We start from the raw sequence: 15,280 nt of genomic DNA on the forward strand, positions 1-15,280 counted from the left end.
GTTTTTGGCAATAACAAAATGGTGGTGATGTACCGAAACATTCAGCTTGTTTCAGCTTGTTTAACCAGCACTTATACCAAGGAGAACTACATGAATAGATTTGTTAGCGTTGCCGCGCTTGCTGTAGGCGGTTTCCTCTTGTCGAAGACGCTCAAGAAGAACCGTAACGCATCCGGCTTATCGTCATCCGTGATCGAATCGATCGAACTCAATGTGCCGGTTAGCACTGCCTACAATCAATTCACGCAATTTGAAGAGTTCCCGCAATTCATGACCAGCGTGAAGGAGATTCGGCAACTGACGGATACACGTTTGCACTGGCGTGCCAACGTCGCCGGCGAAGAAAAGGAATGGGATTCCGAGATCACCGAGCAGATTCCTGACGAGCGTATCGCATGGCGCAGCACCACCGGCGTGAAGAATGCCGGCGTCGCGACCTTCCATCGCATTTCCGATACCGCATCGCGCATCACGCTGCAGATGGACTATGAACCGGAAAACATCGCCGAGCAGGTCGGTGACGCCATCGGCGCCGTCCGCATGGAACTGCGCGGCAATCTGCAGAAGTTCAAGGAACTGGTCGAAGCTCGCGGCAAGGAGACAGGCGCCTGGCGCGGCTCCGTCGCACAGCACTGATCCTGCTCCGGCATTGGAGGCGATGCCTCCATTCGCCTGTCCGGTTGTGCCGGCCCGCGCGGCAGCACGACCGGATTCCATTTGCTCCCTTGCATGCATGAACAAGGCGACGCAACGGTATCGTCACCTTCTCGCTTTTTCCTCATTTTCCTAGAAGGCAGCAGCATGAATATTTTGATGGTAATGACGTCGCACGACCAGCTCGGCGACACCGGCAAGAAGACCGGCCTGTGGCTGGAGGAATTCGCCGCTCCCTATTTCCTGTTCAAGGATGCCGGCGCGGAGGTCACGCTGGTGTCGCCCAAGGGCGGCCAGGTACCTCTCGATCCGAAGAGCGATGACCCTTCGTCGCAAACCGAAGCGATCAAGCGCTTCAAGCAGGATCCCGAGGCGCAGGAGGCACTGGCCAATACCCTGCCGCTCTCGTCCATTCATCCGGATGTCTACGATGGCGTGTTCTATCCCGGCGGGCATGGCCCGCTCTGGGATCTGGCCGACAACCGCGATTCCATCCTCGTCATCGAAACGATCTACAACCAGGACAAACCGGTCGCGGCGGTATGCCATGGCCCGGCCGTATTCAAGAATGCGCATCGCAATGACGGCAAGCCGCTGGTCGACGGCAAGCGCGTAACGGGCTTTTCCAACACCGAGGAAGAAGCCGCGCAGCTGACCAACGTCGTACCTTTCCTGGTCGAGGACGTGCTGAAGCAGAACGGCGGCCAATACTCGAAAGGTGCGGATTGGTCGGAGTACATTGTCGAAGACGGCAACCTGATCACCGGCCAGAATCCGGCATCCTCGGAAGCGGCGGCAAGAGCGGTGCTGGAACGCCTGCGGAACGAATCGGGCATCTCCATGCCGCATGCAGCCGGTGCAGAATCGCACCGCGGCGCGCCGCAGCGGCTCTGACGGCATTCGGGGACGGGTTTCGACCCGTTCTCCGGCAAGGCCATAAGGCGGGTCAGGTGAGCAATCCCTGCTCGCCGAGGATGTCCTGCACCAGTTCCAGGCGCAGCACGGGATTGTCGAGACTGAGAAGGCGCTGCTTCTGCGGCGCCGGTATCGGCAGCAATTCGCACCAGCGGTTGGCGACCCAGCCGCATTCGTCCAGCCGGTAGGGAGGTACGACCGGCATTTCATCCGCCGGAACACCCTCGTTGCGCAGCGACGTCAGCAGGTTGTCCAATGCAGTCGCGGTATTCTTCAATTCCTCCGGCACCGCGACGACCCGGTCATTGTCCAGCAGCGTGACCGACGCCACCCATAGTCCATGTTTCAATCGTTCGCTCGCATCGATGCGAAAGCGCGTCGTGCCCGTGCATCGGATCTGCAGCAAACCGGTCTGGGGCGCATGCCACTCGGTGATCGAAGCCAGCGTGCCGACGGGCGCGATGTTTTCCTCCACATCGGGCCGCCGCACTTCATGCCCATGCGTGAGCAGCACCACGCCGAACAGCGTGCCGTTGGCGATGCATTTGTTGACCATGTCGAGATACCGGACTTCGAAGATCTGCAGCGGCAGCAAGCCGCCTGGGAAGAGTACGGTATTGAGCGGAAACAGGGGTATGGATTGATCGGCCATGCGTCATGATGACATGAAGAGATGATGCTTGCAGGCTGCCCTGTTTGATTGCCTCTATGGAGCAAGCAGCTTGAGACTTTCATCGCACCATTTCACCCATCCTCGCTCATAGACGATGCCGGCGGCCAGGCTCAGGTACCTGCCGAGCGCGGCATCGTGCAGGCGGTCGGGATCGGGAAACACGCGCTCTTTTATTTTCAGAAAAAGGTCGAGCTTGGCCCTGTGAGCATTGCGCCGCTCGACGATCTGCGCATGCAGGGCCTCGCGGGGAACGACGCCGAGCGCACAGCATTTCACCAGCAGATCTTCCTTGATCTGGCCCGGCGCGGACGGTACCACGGCCCAGTCCAGCAGGTGCCGTCGTCCGGCCTCGGTAACGCTGTAGAGGATGCGGTTCGGCCTCGCCTGCTGCTCCACCACGGTCGGCCTGATGCTTCCCTGGGCATCGAGCCTGGCCAGCTCCTGGTAGATCTGCTGATGGGTGGCGCGCCAGAAATGGCCAATTGAAATATCGAATTGTTTCGCGAGGTCGTAGCCGGTCATCGGCTGCTCCAGCAGGGAGACGAGGATCGCGTGGGAGAGTGCCATGTTGAAATGATTTCCTGTTGGGTCGACGGATGGAATAGTAAAAGATTCTGCGGACGAAGCGTACTGCTTGACTTTTCACCCACGCTGCATGAATATGCAAATTCTTGCATATGACTCGAAACCAACCAAGGAGCTTCAGATGAGCCTCAAAGGAAAAACCCTGTTCATTTCCGGCGGCAGCCGCGGCATCGGCCTGGCGATCGCACTGCGCGCCGCCCGCGACGGCGCCAACGTCGCAATCGCCGCCAAGACCGCCGAACCGAACCCGCGTCTCGAAGGCACGATCTACACTGCCGCCGCGGCGATCGAAGAAGCCGGCGGCAAGGCACTGCCGCTGGTGGTCGACATTCGAGATGAGAAACGGGTTGCCGAGGCGGTGGCGGAAACGGCGGCTGCCTTCGGCGGCATCGACATTCTGATCAACAACGCCAGCGCGATCCGTCTCACCGGCACGCTCGACACGCCGGTCAACCGCTATGACCTGATGCACGGCGTCAACGGCCGCGGCACCTTTGTCTGCGCGCAGGCGTGCCTTCCATACCTGCTTAAAGCCGAAAACCCGCACATCCTCACGCTTTCGCCGCCGCTGGTGCAGGACGCGAAATGGTTCAAGGCATGGCCGCCCTACACGATCGCGAAGTACACCATGAGCCTCTTCACCCTCGCCTTCGCAGCCGAGTTCCGCGAACAGGGCGTGGCCGCCAATTCGCTATGGCCGCGTACCGCGATCGCCACCGCCGCCGTTGCCAACGAGATCGGCGGACAGGACATGATGAATGCATCCCGCAAGCCGGAGATCATGGCGGATGCGGCGCACTGGATCCTGTCGCAGCCGGCCAAGCGCTGCACCGGCAAATTCTTCATCGACGACGAGGTGCTGCTGGCAGCCGGCACGCGTGACTTCGCGCAATACGATGTGCAGCCTGGCGCGAAACTGCAGGCCGATTTCTTCATCGAAGCCTTGCCGGGCATGCTGCCTTCCGCCTGAAAATTGCCCATTCATTTCCAAGGAGATCAAGATGCAACTCGCACCGGCGGTACAAGCATCGCTCGACAAGTGGCACCACATGGTATCGATCGCCGACATGCGGTCGCTGAACGAGATCATTCATCCGGACGCCGTATTCCGGTCGCCGATGGCATTTCATCCGTATGCCGGCGGCGACACGCTCGCGACCGCGCTGCGGACGGTGCTCACCGTCTTCGAGGATTTTCGCTACCACCGGCAATTCAGCGCCGACCAGCATAACGTCGCGCTCGAATTCAGCGCCCGTGTCGGCACGCGCGATGTGAAAGGTATCGACCTCATCCGATTCAATGACGATGGCCTGATCACGGATTTCGAAGTGATGGTGCGCCCCGGCAGCGGACTGGCTGCATTGGGCGAACAGATGTCGGAAAAACTGGGAGCCTATCTGAAGGCGGCGAAGGCATCGAAATAAGCCGGGTGCCGAGCCACCGGTTCATTCCCTTCTTCAGCCCCTTACTTGCAGCGAGTCCGACATGATGCCCACCCTGCTTCTCTGTTCCGCCGCCATCCTTGTTTTTATCGGCTGCGCTCACTCCTATCTCGGTGAGCGCGTTGTCTTCAATCGGCTGTTTGCATTGCCCGACCTGCCTCTGCTTCATGGCGACCGCCGCTATACCGAGCAAGTCCTGCAGTTCGCGTGGCACCTGACCAGTCTCGCATGGTGGGGATTTGCGGCGGTCGTTGCCCTGCTTGCCGGCACGGTCGCCACGCCGCGACTGGTCGGCATGCTCATCGGCGCCACCGTCGCTCTCAGTGGCGCGGTGATCGTCGTGACGGCAGGCAGGCGTCATCCTGCATGGTGGATGTTCCTCGTCGCCGGCGCAGGCATCGTGGCCGGCAGCACATTCATCGGGCAGGCATGACGGCAACCGGCGATATCGGCGTGCGCCATGAACAGGTCCGGGCTGCCGGCGTGGAACTGCATGTGGCGCGCGCCGGTGAGGGACCGCCTGTCATCCTGCTGCATGGTTTTCCCGAGAACTGGACCTCATGGCGACACCAGATCGGTCCTCTCGCCGCCGCCGGATTCTCCGTCCTGGCGCCCGATCTGCGCGGTTACAACCTGTCCGACCGGCCCGCCGGGCGCGAGCTCTATCATCTGCGGCATCTGGTCAATGACCTCGCCGCGCTGGTGCGTCATACCGGCCATCCGCGCGCGCATATCGTCGGCCATGACTGGGGCGGCATCATCGCCTGGACCTTCGCCGGCGAATACCCGGAAATGCTGGACAAGCTCGTGATTCTCAACGCGCCGCATATGCAACGCTTCCTGGAGAAGGTACGGCGACCGCCCCAGATGCTGCGCAGTTCGTATATCGGCTTTTTTCAGTTGCCATTGCTTCCGGAACGCGCCCTGGCGGCACGCAACTTCATGTTGCTGCGGAGAATCTTCACTCACACTCCCGTCCGAAAGGACACTTACTCCGCCGACGCTATCGAAGAGTATGTCGCATCGATGGCGCGACCGGGTGCGCTCACAGCCAGCCTCAACTATTATCGGGCCAACATCGGCAGCGGATTCGCACTGGCACGCAAGGTGCGGACGCAAGCAACGACGCTGGTAATCTGGGGCGAACGCGATCCCGCATTGGGAACGGAATTGCTGGAAAGACTGGATGAATTTGCGCCGCGCGTGCGCATACACCGGATTCGCGATGTTGCACACTGGGTTCAGAATGAAGCGCCGCATGAGGTGAACCGGGCATTGCTAAGTTTTCTTGCGGAATGAATTGGAAGCACGCCGGTTTTTCAATTCAGACCAGTAGCACACATCCTTCCTATCCTGGGCCTTCCACTTTCGTACGTCGCAGGCCATTTCAATTTCCGGATCACATTAGTTACGTCGTTCAACCGTCCGGCTGCTCCAGAGCTGCACTGTTTTGGGCTGCGGTTCTCATGACATTTTGATGTGAGACAAAGAGGTACATACGTCTAACCATACACTGGCGTTTACCCAATTTAGTGATATGCACTTTGATTTATGTAGAAGTTGCATTACAAATAATTTATTTTTTGTTTATTCGAGCAACGTAGCAATCCCATAGTGAAAGTCGTTGTTTCACGTAAAAAGAATCGAGGGAAGCACCATGCTCAATAGTCGGGCGCAAGATCAGGAATCTTGCACGCTAGCTGGCCCTCATCATGAGGTTTATTCTGGAGTATCCGAAGACGCCACCGACGCATTGCTGATTGGCCGAATGCGCTTGCTTCTGGCAGTGTCGGGATTGCTGGCAATCTTCGTCGATCCGGAAGCGCTCGGCGCAATCGACACGGTCACACTAAGCGTCTTTATTTGTTATGTCGGTTATAGCGTCGTCATCTACGTCTGCACGACACTAAAGAAACCCGCTTTCTATGGCAAAGCCATACACTGGCTGGATGTTTTCTGGTTCGCTCTGATTATCCTGTTCACCGGCGGCATCAATAGTTTTTATTTCCTCCTCTTCTTTTTTGCGATCCTTACTTCTTCCTTTCGCTGGGGACTGGAAGAAGGCGCACGCGTTACGCTTGCTTCCACTTCATTGTTCACCGCCACCGGTTTGCTGCTGGAAACCGAGAACGAGTTGACACGATTGTTGCTGCGCACGATCTTTCTTCTCTCGCTCGGATATCTGAGCGCGCACTGGGGGGAATCGAAAGTGCGTCTCAAGCGCCGGCTGGCTATGCTGCGCGACGTGAGCCAGTTGTCGAATCCACGCTTTGGGGTGGACAACACCATCACATCCGTCCTCGAAAAGACGCAAAAATTCTTCAAGGCCGACTGCTGCATCGTCATCATGCGCGATAAGGAGACCGGAAGTCACACCTTGCGGTCAATAAAGAAAACCAAGCCCAGGACATCGGTCAGCGCCAGCCCGATCAACGCGGACGCGGCGGCACCGTTTAAGGCGTTCTCCCGGGAGCATATTCTGGTCCATGCGCTCCGGCGCTGGAAAATATCAGACACGCCGATCGGTTACCTGGCGTGTGACAGCGGGACAAACACCTGGGTCCATCACCCGGACAAGGCCGCCGACAGCCTGGCGGAACTCCTGGAAGCACGATCCTTTATCAGCGCGCCGCTGTCGATGAGGACAGAGGAAGGCCGTATCTTCGTCGCCTCATCGAAGTCCTCGCTCGGAAAATCCGATGCGCTGTTTCTTGCCCATATCGTTGCCCAGGCATTTCCCATGATCGAGAACATCGATCTCCTCGACAGGATGGCATCGGAGGCAGCATCGCTGGAACGCCGAAGAATGGCGATGGACCTCCACGATACAGCGCTGCAACCGTATATCGGTCTGAAGCTTGCACTGAGCGCGGTCCGAAAAAAAGCGTCCGAAGACAATCCCTTGAACGTCGACCTGGAAAGGCTGATGGCCATGGCGGCACAGGTCATTGGCGACTTAAGGCACTACGCCGGCGCAATCCGGAAGGACATGAACGAGGCCGAGCCGGCACTTCTGGCTGCGCTGCGCCGGCATGCGGCTCACATCATGAAGTTTTACGGCATCAAGATCGACATTGGCATGGATGGTGATCTGCATATGAACGATCGCCTGATGGCAGAGGTTTTGCAGCTTGTACGCGAAGGGTTGAGCAATATATGCAAGCACACCGTTGCCCAGAAAGGCGCGGTGAAACTTCAATGCATGAGCGGCCGGCTCAGAATCCGGATTGAAAACGAAAGCGGCGGCGAGAAAGCAGCCCGGTTCGTTCCGAAATCGATCTCGGAGCGGGTTGCCGCGCTGGGCGGCAACGTTGCCGTTATCAACGACCCGGACGGGAATACCGTAGTAGACATCGAAATACCTACCTAACTGAGAGAGCGACTAAATGACACTCGCGCACAATGGAATCCGTGTATTGCTTGTCGACGACCACCAGACGATGTTGTGGGGCTTGCAAAAACTGGTTGAAGGAGAAAGTCCGAAGATGGAAGTCGTAGGCACGGCCCGAAGCTGCGATGAAGCGGTTACCAAGGCCGGGCAACTTGTCCCGGATGTCATTCTGCTGGACCTGGACATGGGCGGCACCAGTTCGCTCGATATCCTTCCCGCACTGTTATCCAACTCGGTGTCGCGGGTACTGGTCCTCACCGGCGAACGGGAACGGGAGAAGCACGATAAGGCAGTCCTGCACGGCGCGAGGGGTGTGCTGATGAAGGACGCCTCCGCCGATCAGCTGCTGAAGGCCATTGAAAAGACCCATCAAGGGGAACTCTGGCTGGACCATGGCTCGCTCAGTCGTGTGTTCAGCGAGATGCTGGGTGCCAAAACGCCGAAGAAGCCGGACCCGGAAGCGGAACGAAAGGCAAGTCTCACGGCACGCGAGCGCAACATCATCCGCGCCATCGTTGCGGACAGCAGCGCCACCAACAAGGTCATTGCGCAAGGGCTGTTCATATCCGAGCATACGCTGCGCAACCACCTCACCTCCATCTATCACAAGCTGGACGTGATCAATCGCCTTGAACTCTACCTTTATGCAGTCAACCACAAGCTCGCCGATCCGCAGGAGGATCCGGTTCCGAAGGGCACGGTACGGCTGCATGCGTTTATAAGGCCTTGCAAGACAACGTAGCATTCATATGAAATGGCATGCCACGTTCACGTCACGCCGTGTTTCTCTCGCTGATCGTATTTGGGCGAGCCACATTCAAAGACGGCCATTTAACATCGGAAGTATGGTTCGAATGACTTGAATTGCCGCAGGACCCATGATCACCATGATGATTGAAGGAAAGACGCAAACCACGAGTGGAAACAACATTTTCGTCGGCACCTTGGATGCCATCTCTTCTGCGCGGCTCTGCCTTTTATGCCGAAGATCGTCGGAGAAAACCCGTAGCGATTCACCGATACTGGTTCCGAATCGATCCGCCTGGGTCAGCATGATTGCGAACGTACCGATCTCCTCGACGCCGGTTCGCGTGGCAAGGTTGCGCAAAGACTGTTCACGCGTTCCGCCGGCGCGCATCTCGAGATTGGTCAGGTGAAGTTCTTCTGCAAGCGCGACGCTCGTCACCTTCATTTCCTCGGCGACCTTGGTCAGCCCGGCGTCCAATCCGAGGCCAGCTTCCACGCACACCAGCATAAGGTCTGCGGCGTCCGCAAAGTTTTCAAAGATTTCCCGTTTGCGGCTCCTTACTTTCCAGTAAAGCACCACATTGGGCAGATAGCAGCCAACTAACGCGGCTAGCACCAGAAAGAAGATGAGCATCAGCCCATCCGCCTGACTTACTATCTGCAGAAAAAAAAATGCGATGCCGGCCAGCAGTATGGGCAGCAGGGTTTTTGCACCAAAATACACAAGCCGTGCGTCATCATGGCGTAATCCCGCCCGCAGCAGCTTGATTCGCAACGGCGATGTTTCCCAATCGCCGCTGGGCGTGGACAGTTTCGCGAATGGACCAACAACGGAAACCACAGTTTCGGCCCAATGCGCTTCACTCCCCTTATGTGCGGGAAAAAATACATTTTGCATGCGTTTCTGGGTTTTCGTCGGGACCATCAGAACAAGCAAACCCCATATTGCCAAGGTTACAGAAAGGAAGATGAGCGCGGAAAGTATGAGGATATTCATGGTAATGGATCCTTAAACGCGGATTTTGATAATTTTTCGCAGAATCAGGACGCCGAAAGCCATCAGAATCAGCATGTACTTGATGATGGCAATGCCGATTGGATCCGTCCACAGCGGTGACATGAAACCGGAATTCACCAGGTTCATCACTGCCGCCAATGCAAACGGCATCAAGCCAAGAATCCAGGCTGACAATCGACCTTCCGATGACAACACTTTGATCTTGGAAAAGAGCTTCAGCCGTTCTCGGATCAGGCGGCTAAGATTCCCGAGCACCTCGGTCAGGTTGCCGCCGGAGTCGCGCTGGATCAAAACAGCCACGACAAAGTAGCGCAGGTCGGTGATGGGCAGGCGCTCGCTCAGATTCATCAGTGCCTGCTGCAACGACACGCCATAATTCACCTCGTCGCTTACGATGCGGAACTCGTTACCGATCGGGTCCGGCATCTCCTCTCCGACCATTTGCAGCCCGGATGAAAATGCGTGGCCTGAACGTAGTGCCCTGGTGATGAGGTCGAGCGTATCCGGCAATTGATACTGGATCGTATTCAGTCGGCGGTTGCGCTTGTAAAGCACATAAAACATGGGCATGGCAGCCATTGCGGCGCCAACAAGGGCGCCGATAAACAGAGACTGGTGGGCGAATACGGTGATCACGCCGTAACTGGTGAACCCCAATGCGGCGCAGGAAAGCAAAAGTCGTGACACAGTCCACTTCAAGCCCGACTGAAACACAAGCCTGTCGAGCGAATGAGCTCTTGGTAGACGAAGCAACAGGCGCTCGATCTTGGGTACCTCGCTCAGCATCCGCTGTTTTAAAAGCTGCGCCTGTTTGCTTCTGTCGCGTGACGCGGATAGCGCCTGTAACCTTTCGCCAATTTTTTTCGCCGCGGCGCCCTTGTACGATTTCCAGAACAGGTAAAAGCCTTGCAACAGCAACATCACCGCAAGAAACACCATTACTGATATGATTAGAAAAGATTGACTTCCAATGGCTTCAAGCATGTCGTCGCCCCTATTGATAATGTTTTGTGGGGTCAAACATCGCGTCCGGCAGCATCACCCCAAACGAACGAAGTCGATCGGCGAACTTCGGCCGGACACCGGTTGCATGGAAGTATCCTTGTACATTGCCTTCCTCGCCAATGCCTGTCTGCTTGAATGCGAATATCTCCTGCATCGTTATGACGTCGCCTTCCATCCCGGTGATCTCCTGGATACTGGTGATTTTGCGCTTGCCGTCGATCAGCCTGAGACCCTGGATCACGACCGTGATGGCGGAAGCGATCTGCTGCCTGGCAGCCTTGTGCGGCAGATTCAGATTGGCCATACCGATCATGTTCTCCAGCCTCGACAACGCGTCACGCGGGGTATTGGCGTGGATGGTCGTGAGCGATCCTTCATGGCCGGTATTCATCGCCTGCAGCATATCGACCGCTTCCGCACCTCGTACCTCGCCAATGACGATCCGGTCGGGGCGCATCCGAAGCGCATTGCGCACCAGTGCGCGTTGCGTGATCTCGCCCTTCCCTTCGATATTCATCGGCCGTGTTTCCATGCGCACCACGTGCGGTTGCTGCATCTGAAGCTCGGCGGCGTCTTCGATGGTCACGACCCGCTCGGATGCCGGAATATACCCGGACAGGATGTTTAGCAACGTCGTCTTTCCGGCACCCGTGCCGCCGGATATAAGTATGTTTACCTTGGCCTTGCTTAAACCTTCCAGCATGAACGCCATTTCCGGCGTGAGGCTTTTCAGCTCGGACACCAGATTTTCCATCCGCAGCGGAATATGCGCGAACCGGCGGATGGACATCATCGGACCATCCAACGCGACCGGCGGGATGACAGCGTTCACCCGCGATCCGTCGGGCAACCTAGCATCGACCATCGGGCTGGATTCGTCGATGCGCCGGCCTACCAGCGATACGATCTTGTCGATGATCCGAAGCAGATGTTTTTCGTCGGTAAAGGTCACGCTGGTCAGTTCCAGACGCCCCTTCCGCTCGACGTAAATTTTCTTGTAGGAGTTCACCAGGATGTCGGATACCGTCGGATCGGCCATCAGCAGCTCAAGCGGCCCGAATCCGAGCATCTCATGCTGGATATCGCGGATAAGGGAACGGCGTTCGATGTCGTTGATCGCTGTCTGCTCATCCACCAGCAGCCGTTCGACCATCGCCGAGATTTCCTGCCTAAGCACTTCGGGCGCCAAGGTTTCCAATGCCGCAAGATCAAATTTATCCAGCAGCTTGATATGGATGCGACCTTTCATCAACTTATACGCTTCGCTGGTTCCGCGAACGTCTTCGCGCTCAAGCAGCGGCATCGCGCTTGCATTTAATTTATCTCGAAAAGACATGTCTTTGATACTCCTTATGGCCTTGCCGATTCACGCTGGCAAGTGCGCCCTGCATGGAAGATGCTTAAGCCCGTTTAAAGAAGCGGTTAAACAAACCGCGGTTTTCCTCCGGCTTGGGATTGAGCACCAACGCAAACTCGGCCAGGTTTTTTGCGACAGCATTCGAGCGCGAGGCCGCCATCAACGGATTGCCATGGTTGATGGCCGTATTGACGTCCTTGTAGGAATTCGGCACGGCATGAAGACGTGTTACCTGAAGAGTACGCCGCATGTCATCAAGGCTGATTTCACTGCCCTTTTCGAAGCGATTGACAATCAATTCAATCCTTTCTGCCGGATATCCGAGCGACTTGCACACCGCAAGCAATTTGCTGGCGTTCCGGAGATGCGGCAAGCCCGCCTGCAATACCGGAAAGATCCGGTAGGCCCGGTCCAGCGCCCTGATCGACAGCGTATCCAGGCTGCGGCCGATATCCAGCAGGATGAAGTCATACTGCGTTACCGCCAGGCTGAGAATGGCATCGATATGTTCGGGCTTGATTTCCATCGCCTGTGACGGGTCCTCCGGCGCGGCCAATATGCTGAAACTCGGCGTTATCCTTACCGTGCTCGCCGCCAGGAACGTGGCATCGAGCCGGCGAATGTCGTGGGCTACGTCGGCCAACGTCGATGGCGGCGTTCCGTCATGCACAAACGATAACGCATCACCGAACTGCAAGTTGAGGTCAACCAGGAGAACGCTTTTGGATTCGGCCAGCTGGTAGCCGAGATTGGTCGCCAGAAATGTCGCACCGCTTCCGCCCTTGCAGGGGATGAATGCAAAAATCTTTCCAGGGCTGCGCGCATGCCCGCCGGCGAGCTTGGCAGCAACCCGGCCGACCGCCCCCTCCAGCGCGCCGGACGGCGCTGGCGACGGCAGCACCTCGCGCACGCCCGCGCGCATCGAATTGATGAGGAACTCGGGCGTATGCGTGGCGCAGAGAAGAACGACGGCAATTTTCGGAAAATGCATGGTGATGTATTCGACCTGCTCCAGCTCGCCCGGATCGCAGCACATGCCTTCCACCAGCATTAAGTCCGGCGCTTCCTGCTCGGCGACAGTGCGCATCTTGCTTTTCCCGCCGTCGACCCGCACGACAGAATGGGAGAGTGCTTCAAGTACCCCACCCATCTCCTGCAGGTGGTTCTTGTTGGGGGAAATGATGGCGATTTTCATGTATCGACTCTCCTGAACGTTATATGCAGATGGCGTTGCTGTTCGGGTCCTGGCGCATGATTTCCCGGGGCAGGAACGTCGAAAATGTAGGCATCGGGATAGGGGCCCTTGCTACCAGACCCGCAATCGGCGATATCCATTGGTAATTCAGATTGGCAATCTCCACTGTGACGCCTTCGCAGTCCGCAGACGTACAACCGGCAGGTACCCACGTCATGTTGATGTCGGCGATCTGGGGCAGCATCGCTTGCATCTTCGCCAGGACCTGGGCATCGTCGCCGGTGTTGTCGTCGCACACCACCGCAAAGCGAGCACCGGCACGGGTGGCTTCGTTCGCTGCATTCCAAGTGAACAGCATGCGGGAAAAATCCGTAATGCCAAGCAGAAAAGTCAGGAAGATAAGCAACGCCAGGGAGAATTCGATCGTTGCCGAGCCGGATGAGACTTTGTGCATTCGGTGCATGTTCATAGCTGAGTTCGCATGGTTGCAGTGATGTCGCCGTAGGGAATGCCAACACCGTTGCCGCAGGCGGCCGTGCCGAAGCTGACGCCAAAGGCGGAGGTGAACAGTGGCTGAAAACAATAGCCCGTGACTGTTACGGTCACAATATTGATCAATGGACCTGGCGCCCCTGGTGAGCCCGTAATTACGGTTTCCCATACTGGGGCCGCCACGTTGGCCGCGGTGAGGCCGAGCACCAGCGGCGTCCCGGTGTTGGCGGTACTGCCATACACGATCAGGTTCTCTGCTTCTGGCGCACCGGTGCCTGGAGTCTGCACGGTGAGAAACCGGACCGCGTCCCGTACCGACTTGGTAATCGTGTTGTACTGGTACATCGCCCGTCCGAATTCAGTGGTGATGAACGTCATCAGCAGGAGAAGCGGAAGGATGAGTGCAAGCTCTATCAGGGCTGCACCGCGCTGTCTGGTACGCATGCTCGTTCTCATCTGACTAGGACCGGCACCAGCGGGCCGGCTGTACCGCCTGCTAATCCGCTGGTCGTACATGGGCTGTTAGTCGCACCGGCATTGCCTATAAATTCCAGCTGCACGTCGTTGATCGCGCCACCCCCCCCGCCCGGGCCACCACCGCCCGGGCCACCACCGCCCGGGCCACCACCGCCTGGACCGCCACCGCCTGGACTACCACCGCCTGGACTACCACCGCCACCACCAATGGTAATTGGCTGTAGCATGAGCATGCATGCGAAATTGATGACGTTGTTGGCGGCATTGATGATTGGCACTGTAACAATCCTGCGATTGGACCCATATTGAAAGTGCTCGCCGTTCAAACCCGCCGACGCGAACCTTTGGAAACCGCCCGGATTTAAATTCAAACCCGTTATGGTCTGACAAGCGGTGGTACTTCCACCACAGGAAGCATACTGAGCCCGTCTGAGAACAAAATCACTGAACGCATTTGCTTGAGCTGGCCAGTTGGTCGCGGTATATGAATAACCAGTAAAATCCGGATTCCGGTACTGGGTGGCCGGACCGGCACTACCCCTATATATACCGAAGCGGGAATTCCATGCGTCCGCTACACCAGCCTGGACGCCGGGGGTTCCGAGGGTATCGCCGACCGTTGTTCCGCAAAATCCGTTCATCTCGGCTTCCGTCTCGGCTGCGTTGTTCGAGCCGTCTAGGTTGGCCCATCCGATATTGCTCACCATCGCCGCGTTTGCAGGACCTAACAACGTAACCCACTCTCCAGCGGCAAATCCATAATTTGGCGACGTACCGCCGGGTTTGGGTCTAAGCGCAATCGGAACCGGACAGGTGGACTGTGCGCTAGCGCGAGTAGCAACAGCCGACGCCATCACGGTTTGCGTGTTTGCGTATGCAGGGGAAGGTCCCGAGAATGCGGCCATGGTGTGCAATAGCCACATCTGGATGTTGGCTTGCGTATGCTGGCACTCGGCGTAACGCGCCGCGACCGGATTAGTTGTTGGATTATATGTGCTATCCCTGAAAGTAATATCTGCGTCGATGATAGCGCCCTGCCCGCCCCATGTAACCGACTGAATATTTACGCGGTTCTGATTACCGGCAGTCCGACCAGCCTGTCTGGCCCGATCGATAGAGTTGTTCGCTCCGCCCATCCCATCAAGCTCCTGTGCAGCCGCCAGCGCGCAACTATCCATCGCTGTCTGCAACTCCGTCTTCACAATAAACAGGTGGCCGAAATCCAATGCAATTCCCATGAATCCGAGCAGGAACAACATCACCAGCGACACAGTCACTATCACTGCCCCGTTCTGGTATCGGTGACTGACAATGCGGCGCATACGAACT

General features: G+C 57.3%; 17 protein-coding genes. 8 read left to right on the plus strand and 9 right to left on the minus strand.

Features of this window, described 5'->3' with window-relative positions:
- The first annotated feature begins 90 nt into the window (after positions 1-90).
- Both VGU61_RS11975 and VGU61_RS11980 read left to right on the plus strand, forming a co-directional pair.
- On the plus strand, positions 91-636 hold the full coding sequence (locus tag VGU61_RS11975; protein WP_326859357.1) for an SRPBCC family protein: 546 nt from the start codon (positions 91-93) through the stop codon (positions 634-636).
- A 165-nt stretch (positions 637-801) separates the two neighbouring features.
- Positions 802-1,548, plus strand: a complete 747-nt coding sequence (locus VGU61_RS11980) for a type 1 glutamine amidotransferase domain-containing protein (protein WP_326859358.1) — start codon at positions 802-804, stop codon at positions 1,546-1,548.
- A 52-nt stretch (positions 1,549-1,600) separates the two neighbouring features.
- Here VGU61_RS11980 and VGU61_RS11985 read toward each other — a convergent pair whose 3' ends face one another.
- Together VGU61_RS11985 and VGU61_RS11990 are read right to left on the minus strand one after the other, a co-directional pair.
- Positions 1,601-2,221 carry an LON peptidase substrate-binding domain-containing protein gene (locus tag VGU61_RS11985; protein ID WP_326859359.1) on the minus strand — a complete coding sequence of 207 codons (621 nt, stop codon included), beginning with the start codon at positions 2,219-2,221 and terminating at the stop codon, positions 1,601-1,603.
- 54 nt (positions 2,222-2,275) lie between these two features.
- Positions 2,276-2,809 carry a PadR family transcriptional regulator gene (locus VGU61_RS11990; protein WP_326859360.1) on the minus strand — a complete coding sequence of 178 codons (534 nt, stop codon included), beginning with the start codon at positions 2,807-2,809 and terminating at the stop codon, positions 2,276-2,278.
- A gap of 139 nt (positions 2,810-2,948) precedes the next feature.
- Here VGU61_RS11990 and VGU61_RS11995 point away from each other — a divergent pair, with 139 nt between their 5' ends.
- The 6 genes from VGU61_RS11995 to VGU61_RS12020 all read left to right on the plus strand — a co-directional run bounded on the left by VGU61_RS11995 (position 2,949) and on the right by VGU61_RS12020 (position 8,402).
- Positions 2,949-3,797, plus strand: coding sequence for an NAD(P)-dependent oxidoreductase (locus VGU61_RS11995; protein ID WP_326859361.1), 849 nt, complete (start codon positions 2,949-2,951; stop codon positions 3,795-3,797).
- Positions 3,798-3,828: 31 nt separating this feature from the next.
- Positions 3,829-4,251 carry a nuclear transport factor 2 family protein gene (locus VGU61_RS12000; protein WP_326859362.1) on the plus strand — a complete coding sequence of 141 codons (423 nt, stop codon included), beginning with the start codon at positions 3,829-3,831 and terminating at the stop codon, positions 4,249-4,251.
- Positions 4,252-4,312: 61 nt separating this feature from the next.
- On the plus strand, positions 4,313-4,702 hold the full coding sequence (locus VGU61_RS12005; protein WP_326859363.1) for a hypothetical protein: 390 nt from the start codon (positions 4,313-4,315) through the stop codon (positions 4,700-4,702).
- Entirely contained in the window at positions 4,699-5,568 is an 870-nt protein-coding gene (locus VGU61_RS12010) for an alpha/beta hydrolase (RefSeq protein WP_326859364.1), read from the plus strand. Before VGU61_RS12005 ends, VGU61_RS12010 begins: the two co-directional genes overlap by 4 nt.
- Positions 5,569-6,037: 469 nt before the next feature.
- Positions 6,038-7,639 (plus strand): sensor histidine kinase, encoded by a 1,602-nt coding sequence (locus tag VGU61_RS12015; protein ID WP_326859365.1) that lies wholly within the window; start codon positions 6,038-6,040, stop codon positions 7,637-7,639.
- A 16-nt stretch (positions 7,640-7,655) separates the two neighbouring features.
- Positions 7,656-8,402: a response regulator transcription factor gene (locus tag VGU61_RS12020; protein WP_326859366.1), complete on the plus strand. Its 747-nt coding sequence runs from the start codon at positions 7,656-7,658 to the stop codon at positions 8,400-8,402.
- Between the two features lie 75 nt (positions 8,403-8,477).
- Here VGU61_RS12020 and VGU61_RS12025 read toward each other — a convergent pair whose 3' ends face one another.
- From VGU61_RS12025 to VGU61_RS12055, 7 genes are all read right to left on the minus strand, one after another.
- On the minus strand, positions 8,478-9,404 hold the full coding sequence (locus tag VGU61_RS12025; protein ID WP_326859367.1) for a type II secretion system F family protein: 927 nt from the start codon (positions 9,402-9,404) through the stop codon (positions 8,478-8,480).
- Between the two features lie 12 nt (positions 9,405-9,416).
- Complete coding sequence (locus VGU61_RS12030; protein WP_326859368.1) at positions 9,417-10,409, minus strand: type II secretion system F family protein; 993 nt, start codon at positions 10,407-10,409, stop codon at positions 9,417-9,419.
- Between the two features lie 10 nt (positions 10,410-10,419).
- Positions 10,420-11,766, minus strand: coding sequence for a CpaF family protein (locus VGU61_RS12035; RefSeq protein ID WP_326859369.1), 1,347 nt, complete (start codon positions 11,764-11,766; stop codon positions 10,420-10,422).
- A 64-nt stretch (positions 11,767-11,830) separates the two neighbouring features.
- Positions 11,831-12,982, minus strand: coding sequence for an AAA family ATPase (locus VGU61_RS12040; RefSeq protein WP_326859370.1), 1,152 nt, complete (start codon positions 12,980-12,982; stop codon positions 11,831-11,833).
- Positions 12,983-13,001: 19 nt separating this feature from the next.
- Positions 13,002-13,436 (minus strand): TadE/TadG family type IV pilus assembly protein, encoded by a 435-nt coding sequence (locus VGU61_RS12045; protein WP_414691630.1) that lies wholly within the window; start codon positions 13,434-13,436, stop codon positions 13,002-13,004.
- A gap of 11 nt (positions 13,437-13,447) precedes the next feature.
- Positions 13,448-13,918: a TadE/TadG family type IV pilus assembly protein gene (locus VGU61_RS12050; RefSeq protein WP_326859372.1), complete on the minus strand. Its 471-nt coding sequence runs from the start codon at positions 13,916-13,918 to the stop codon at positions 13,448-13,450.
- Between the two features lie 8 nt (positions 13,919-13,926).
- Positions 13,927-15,273, minus strand: coding sequence for a Tad domain-containing protein (locus VGU61_RS12055; protein ID WP_326859373.1), 1,347 nt, complete (start codon positions 15,271-15,273; stop codon positions 13,927-13,929).
- Between the last annotated feature and the right edge of the window lie 7 nt (positions 15,274-15,280).

Origin of the sequence: Noviherbaspirillum sp. (assembly GCF_035944575.1) — a bacterium.
GTDB lineage: Bacteria > Pseudomonadota > Gammaproteobacteria > Burkholderiales > Burkholderiaceae_D > Noviherbaspirillum.

Excerpts from the sequence above, each read along its gene's own strand:
- VGU61_RS11975 (WP_326859357.1), top strand. The coding sequence starts at position 91 with ATGAATAGATTTGTTAGCGTTGCCGCGCTTGCTGTAGGCGGTTTCCTC.
- VGU61_RS11980 (WP_326859358.1), top strand. The coding sequence starts at position 802 with ATGAATATTTTGATGGTAATGACGTCGCACGACCAGCTCGGCGACACC.
- VGU61_RS11985 (WP_326859359.1), bottom strand. The coding sequence starts at position 2,221 with ATGGCCGATCAATCCATACCCCTGTTTCCGCTCAATACCGTACTCTTC.
- VGU61_RS11990 (WP_326859360.1), bottom strand. The coding sequence starts at position 2,809 with ATGGCACTCTCCCACGCGATCCTCGTCTCCCTGCTGGAGCAGCCGATG.
- VGU61_RS11995 (WP_326859361.1), top strand. The coding sequence starts at position 2,949 with ATGAGCCTCAAAGGAAAAACCCTGTTCATTTCCGGCGGCAGCCGCGGC.
- VGU61_RS12000 (WP_326859362.1), top strand. The coding sequence starts at position 3,829 with ATGCAACTCGCACCGGCGGTACAAGCATCGCTCGACAAGTGGCACCAC.
- VGU61_RS12005 (WP_326859363.1), top strand. The coding sequence starts at position 4,313 with ATGATGCCCACCCTGCTTCTCTGTTCCGCCGCCATCCTTGTTTTTATC.
- VGU61_RS12010 (WP_326859364.1), top strand. The coding sequence starts at position 4,699 with ATGACGGCAACCGGCGATATCGGCGTGCGCCATGAACAGGTCCGGGCT.
- VGU61_RS12015 (WP_326859365.1), top strand. The coding sequence starts at position 6,038 with ATGCGCTTGCTTCTGGCAGTGTCGGGATTGCTGGCAATCTTCGTCGAT.
- VGU61_RS12020 (WP_326859366.1), top strand. The coding sequence starts at position 7,656 with ATGACACTCGCGCACAATGGAATCCGTGTATTGCTTGTCGACGACCAC.
- VGU61_RS12025 (WP_326859367.1), bottom strand. The coding sequence starts at position 9,404 with ATGAATATCCTCATACTTTCCGCGCTCATCTTCCTTTCTGTAACCTTG.
- VGU61_RS12030 (WP_326859368.1), bottom strand. The coding sequence starts at position 10,409 with ATGCTTGAAGCCATTGGAAGTCAATCTTTTCTAATCATATCAGTAATG.
- VGU61_RS12035 (WP_326859369.1), bottom strand. The coding sequence starts at position 11,766 with ATGTCTTTTCGAGATAAATTAAATGCAAGCGCGATGCCGCTGCTTGAG.
- VGU61_RS12040 (WP_326859370.1), bottom strand. The coding sequence starts at position 12,982 with ATGAAAATCGCCATCATTTCCCCCAACAAGAACCACCTGCAGGAGATG.
- VGU61_RS12045 (WP_414691630.1), bottom strand. The coding sequence starts at position 13,436 with ATGCACAAAGTCTCATCCGGCTCGGCAACGATCGAATTCTCCCTGGCG.
- VGU61_RS12050 (WP_326859372.1), bottom strand. The coding sequence starts at position 13,918 with ATGCGTACCAGACAGCGCGGTGCAGCCCTGATAGAGCTTGCACTCATC.
- VGU61_RS12055 (WP_326859373.1), bottom strand. The coding sequence starts at position 15,273 with ATGCGCCGCATTGTCAGTCACCGATACCAGAACGGGGCAGTGATAGTG.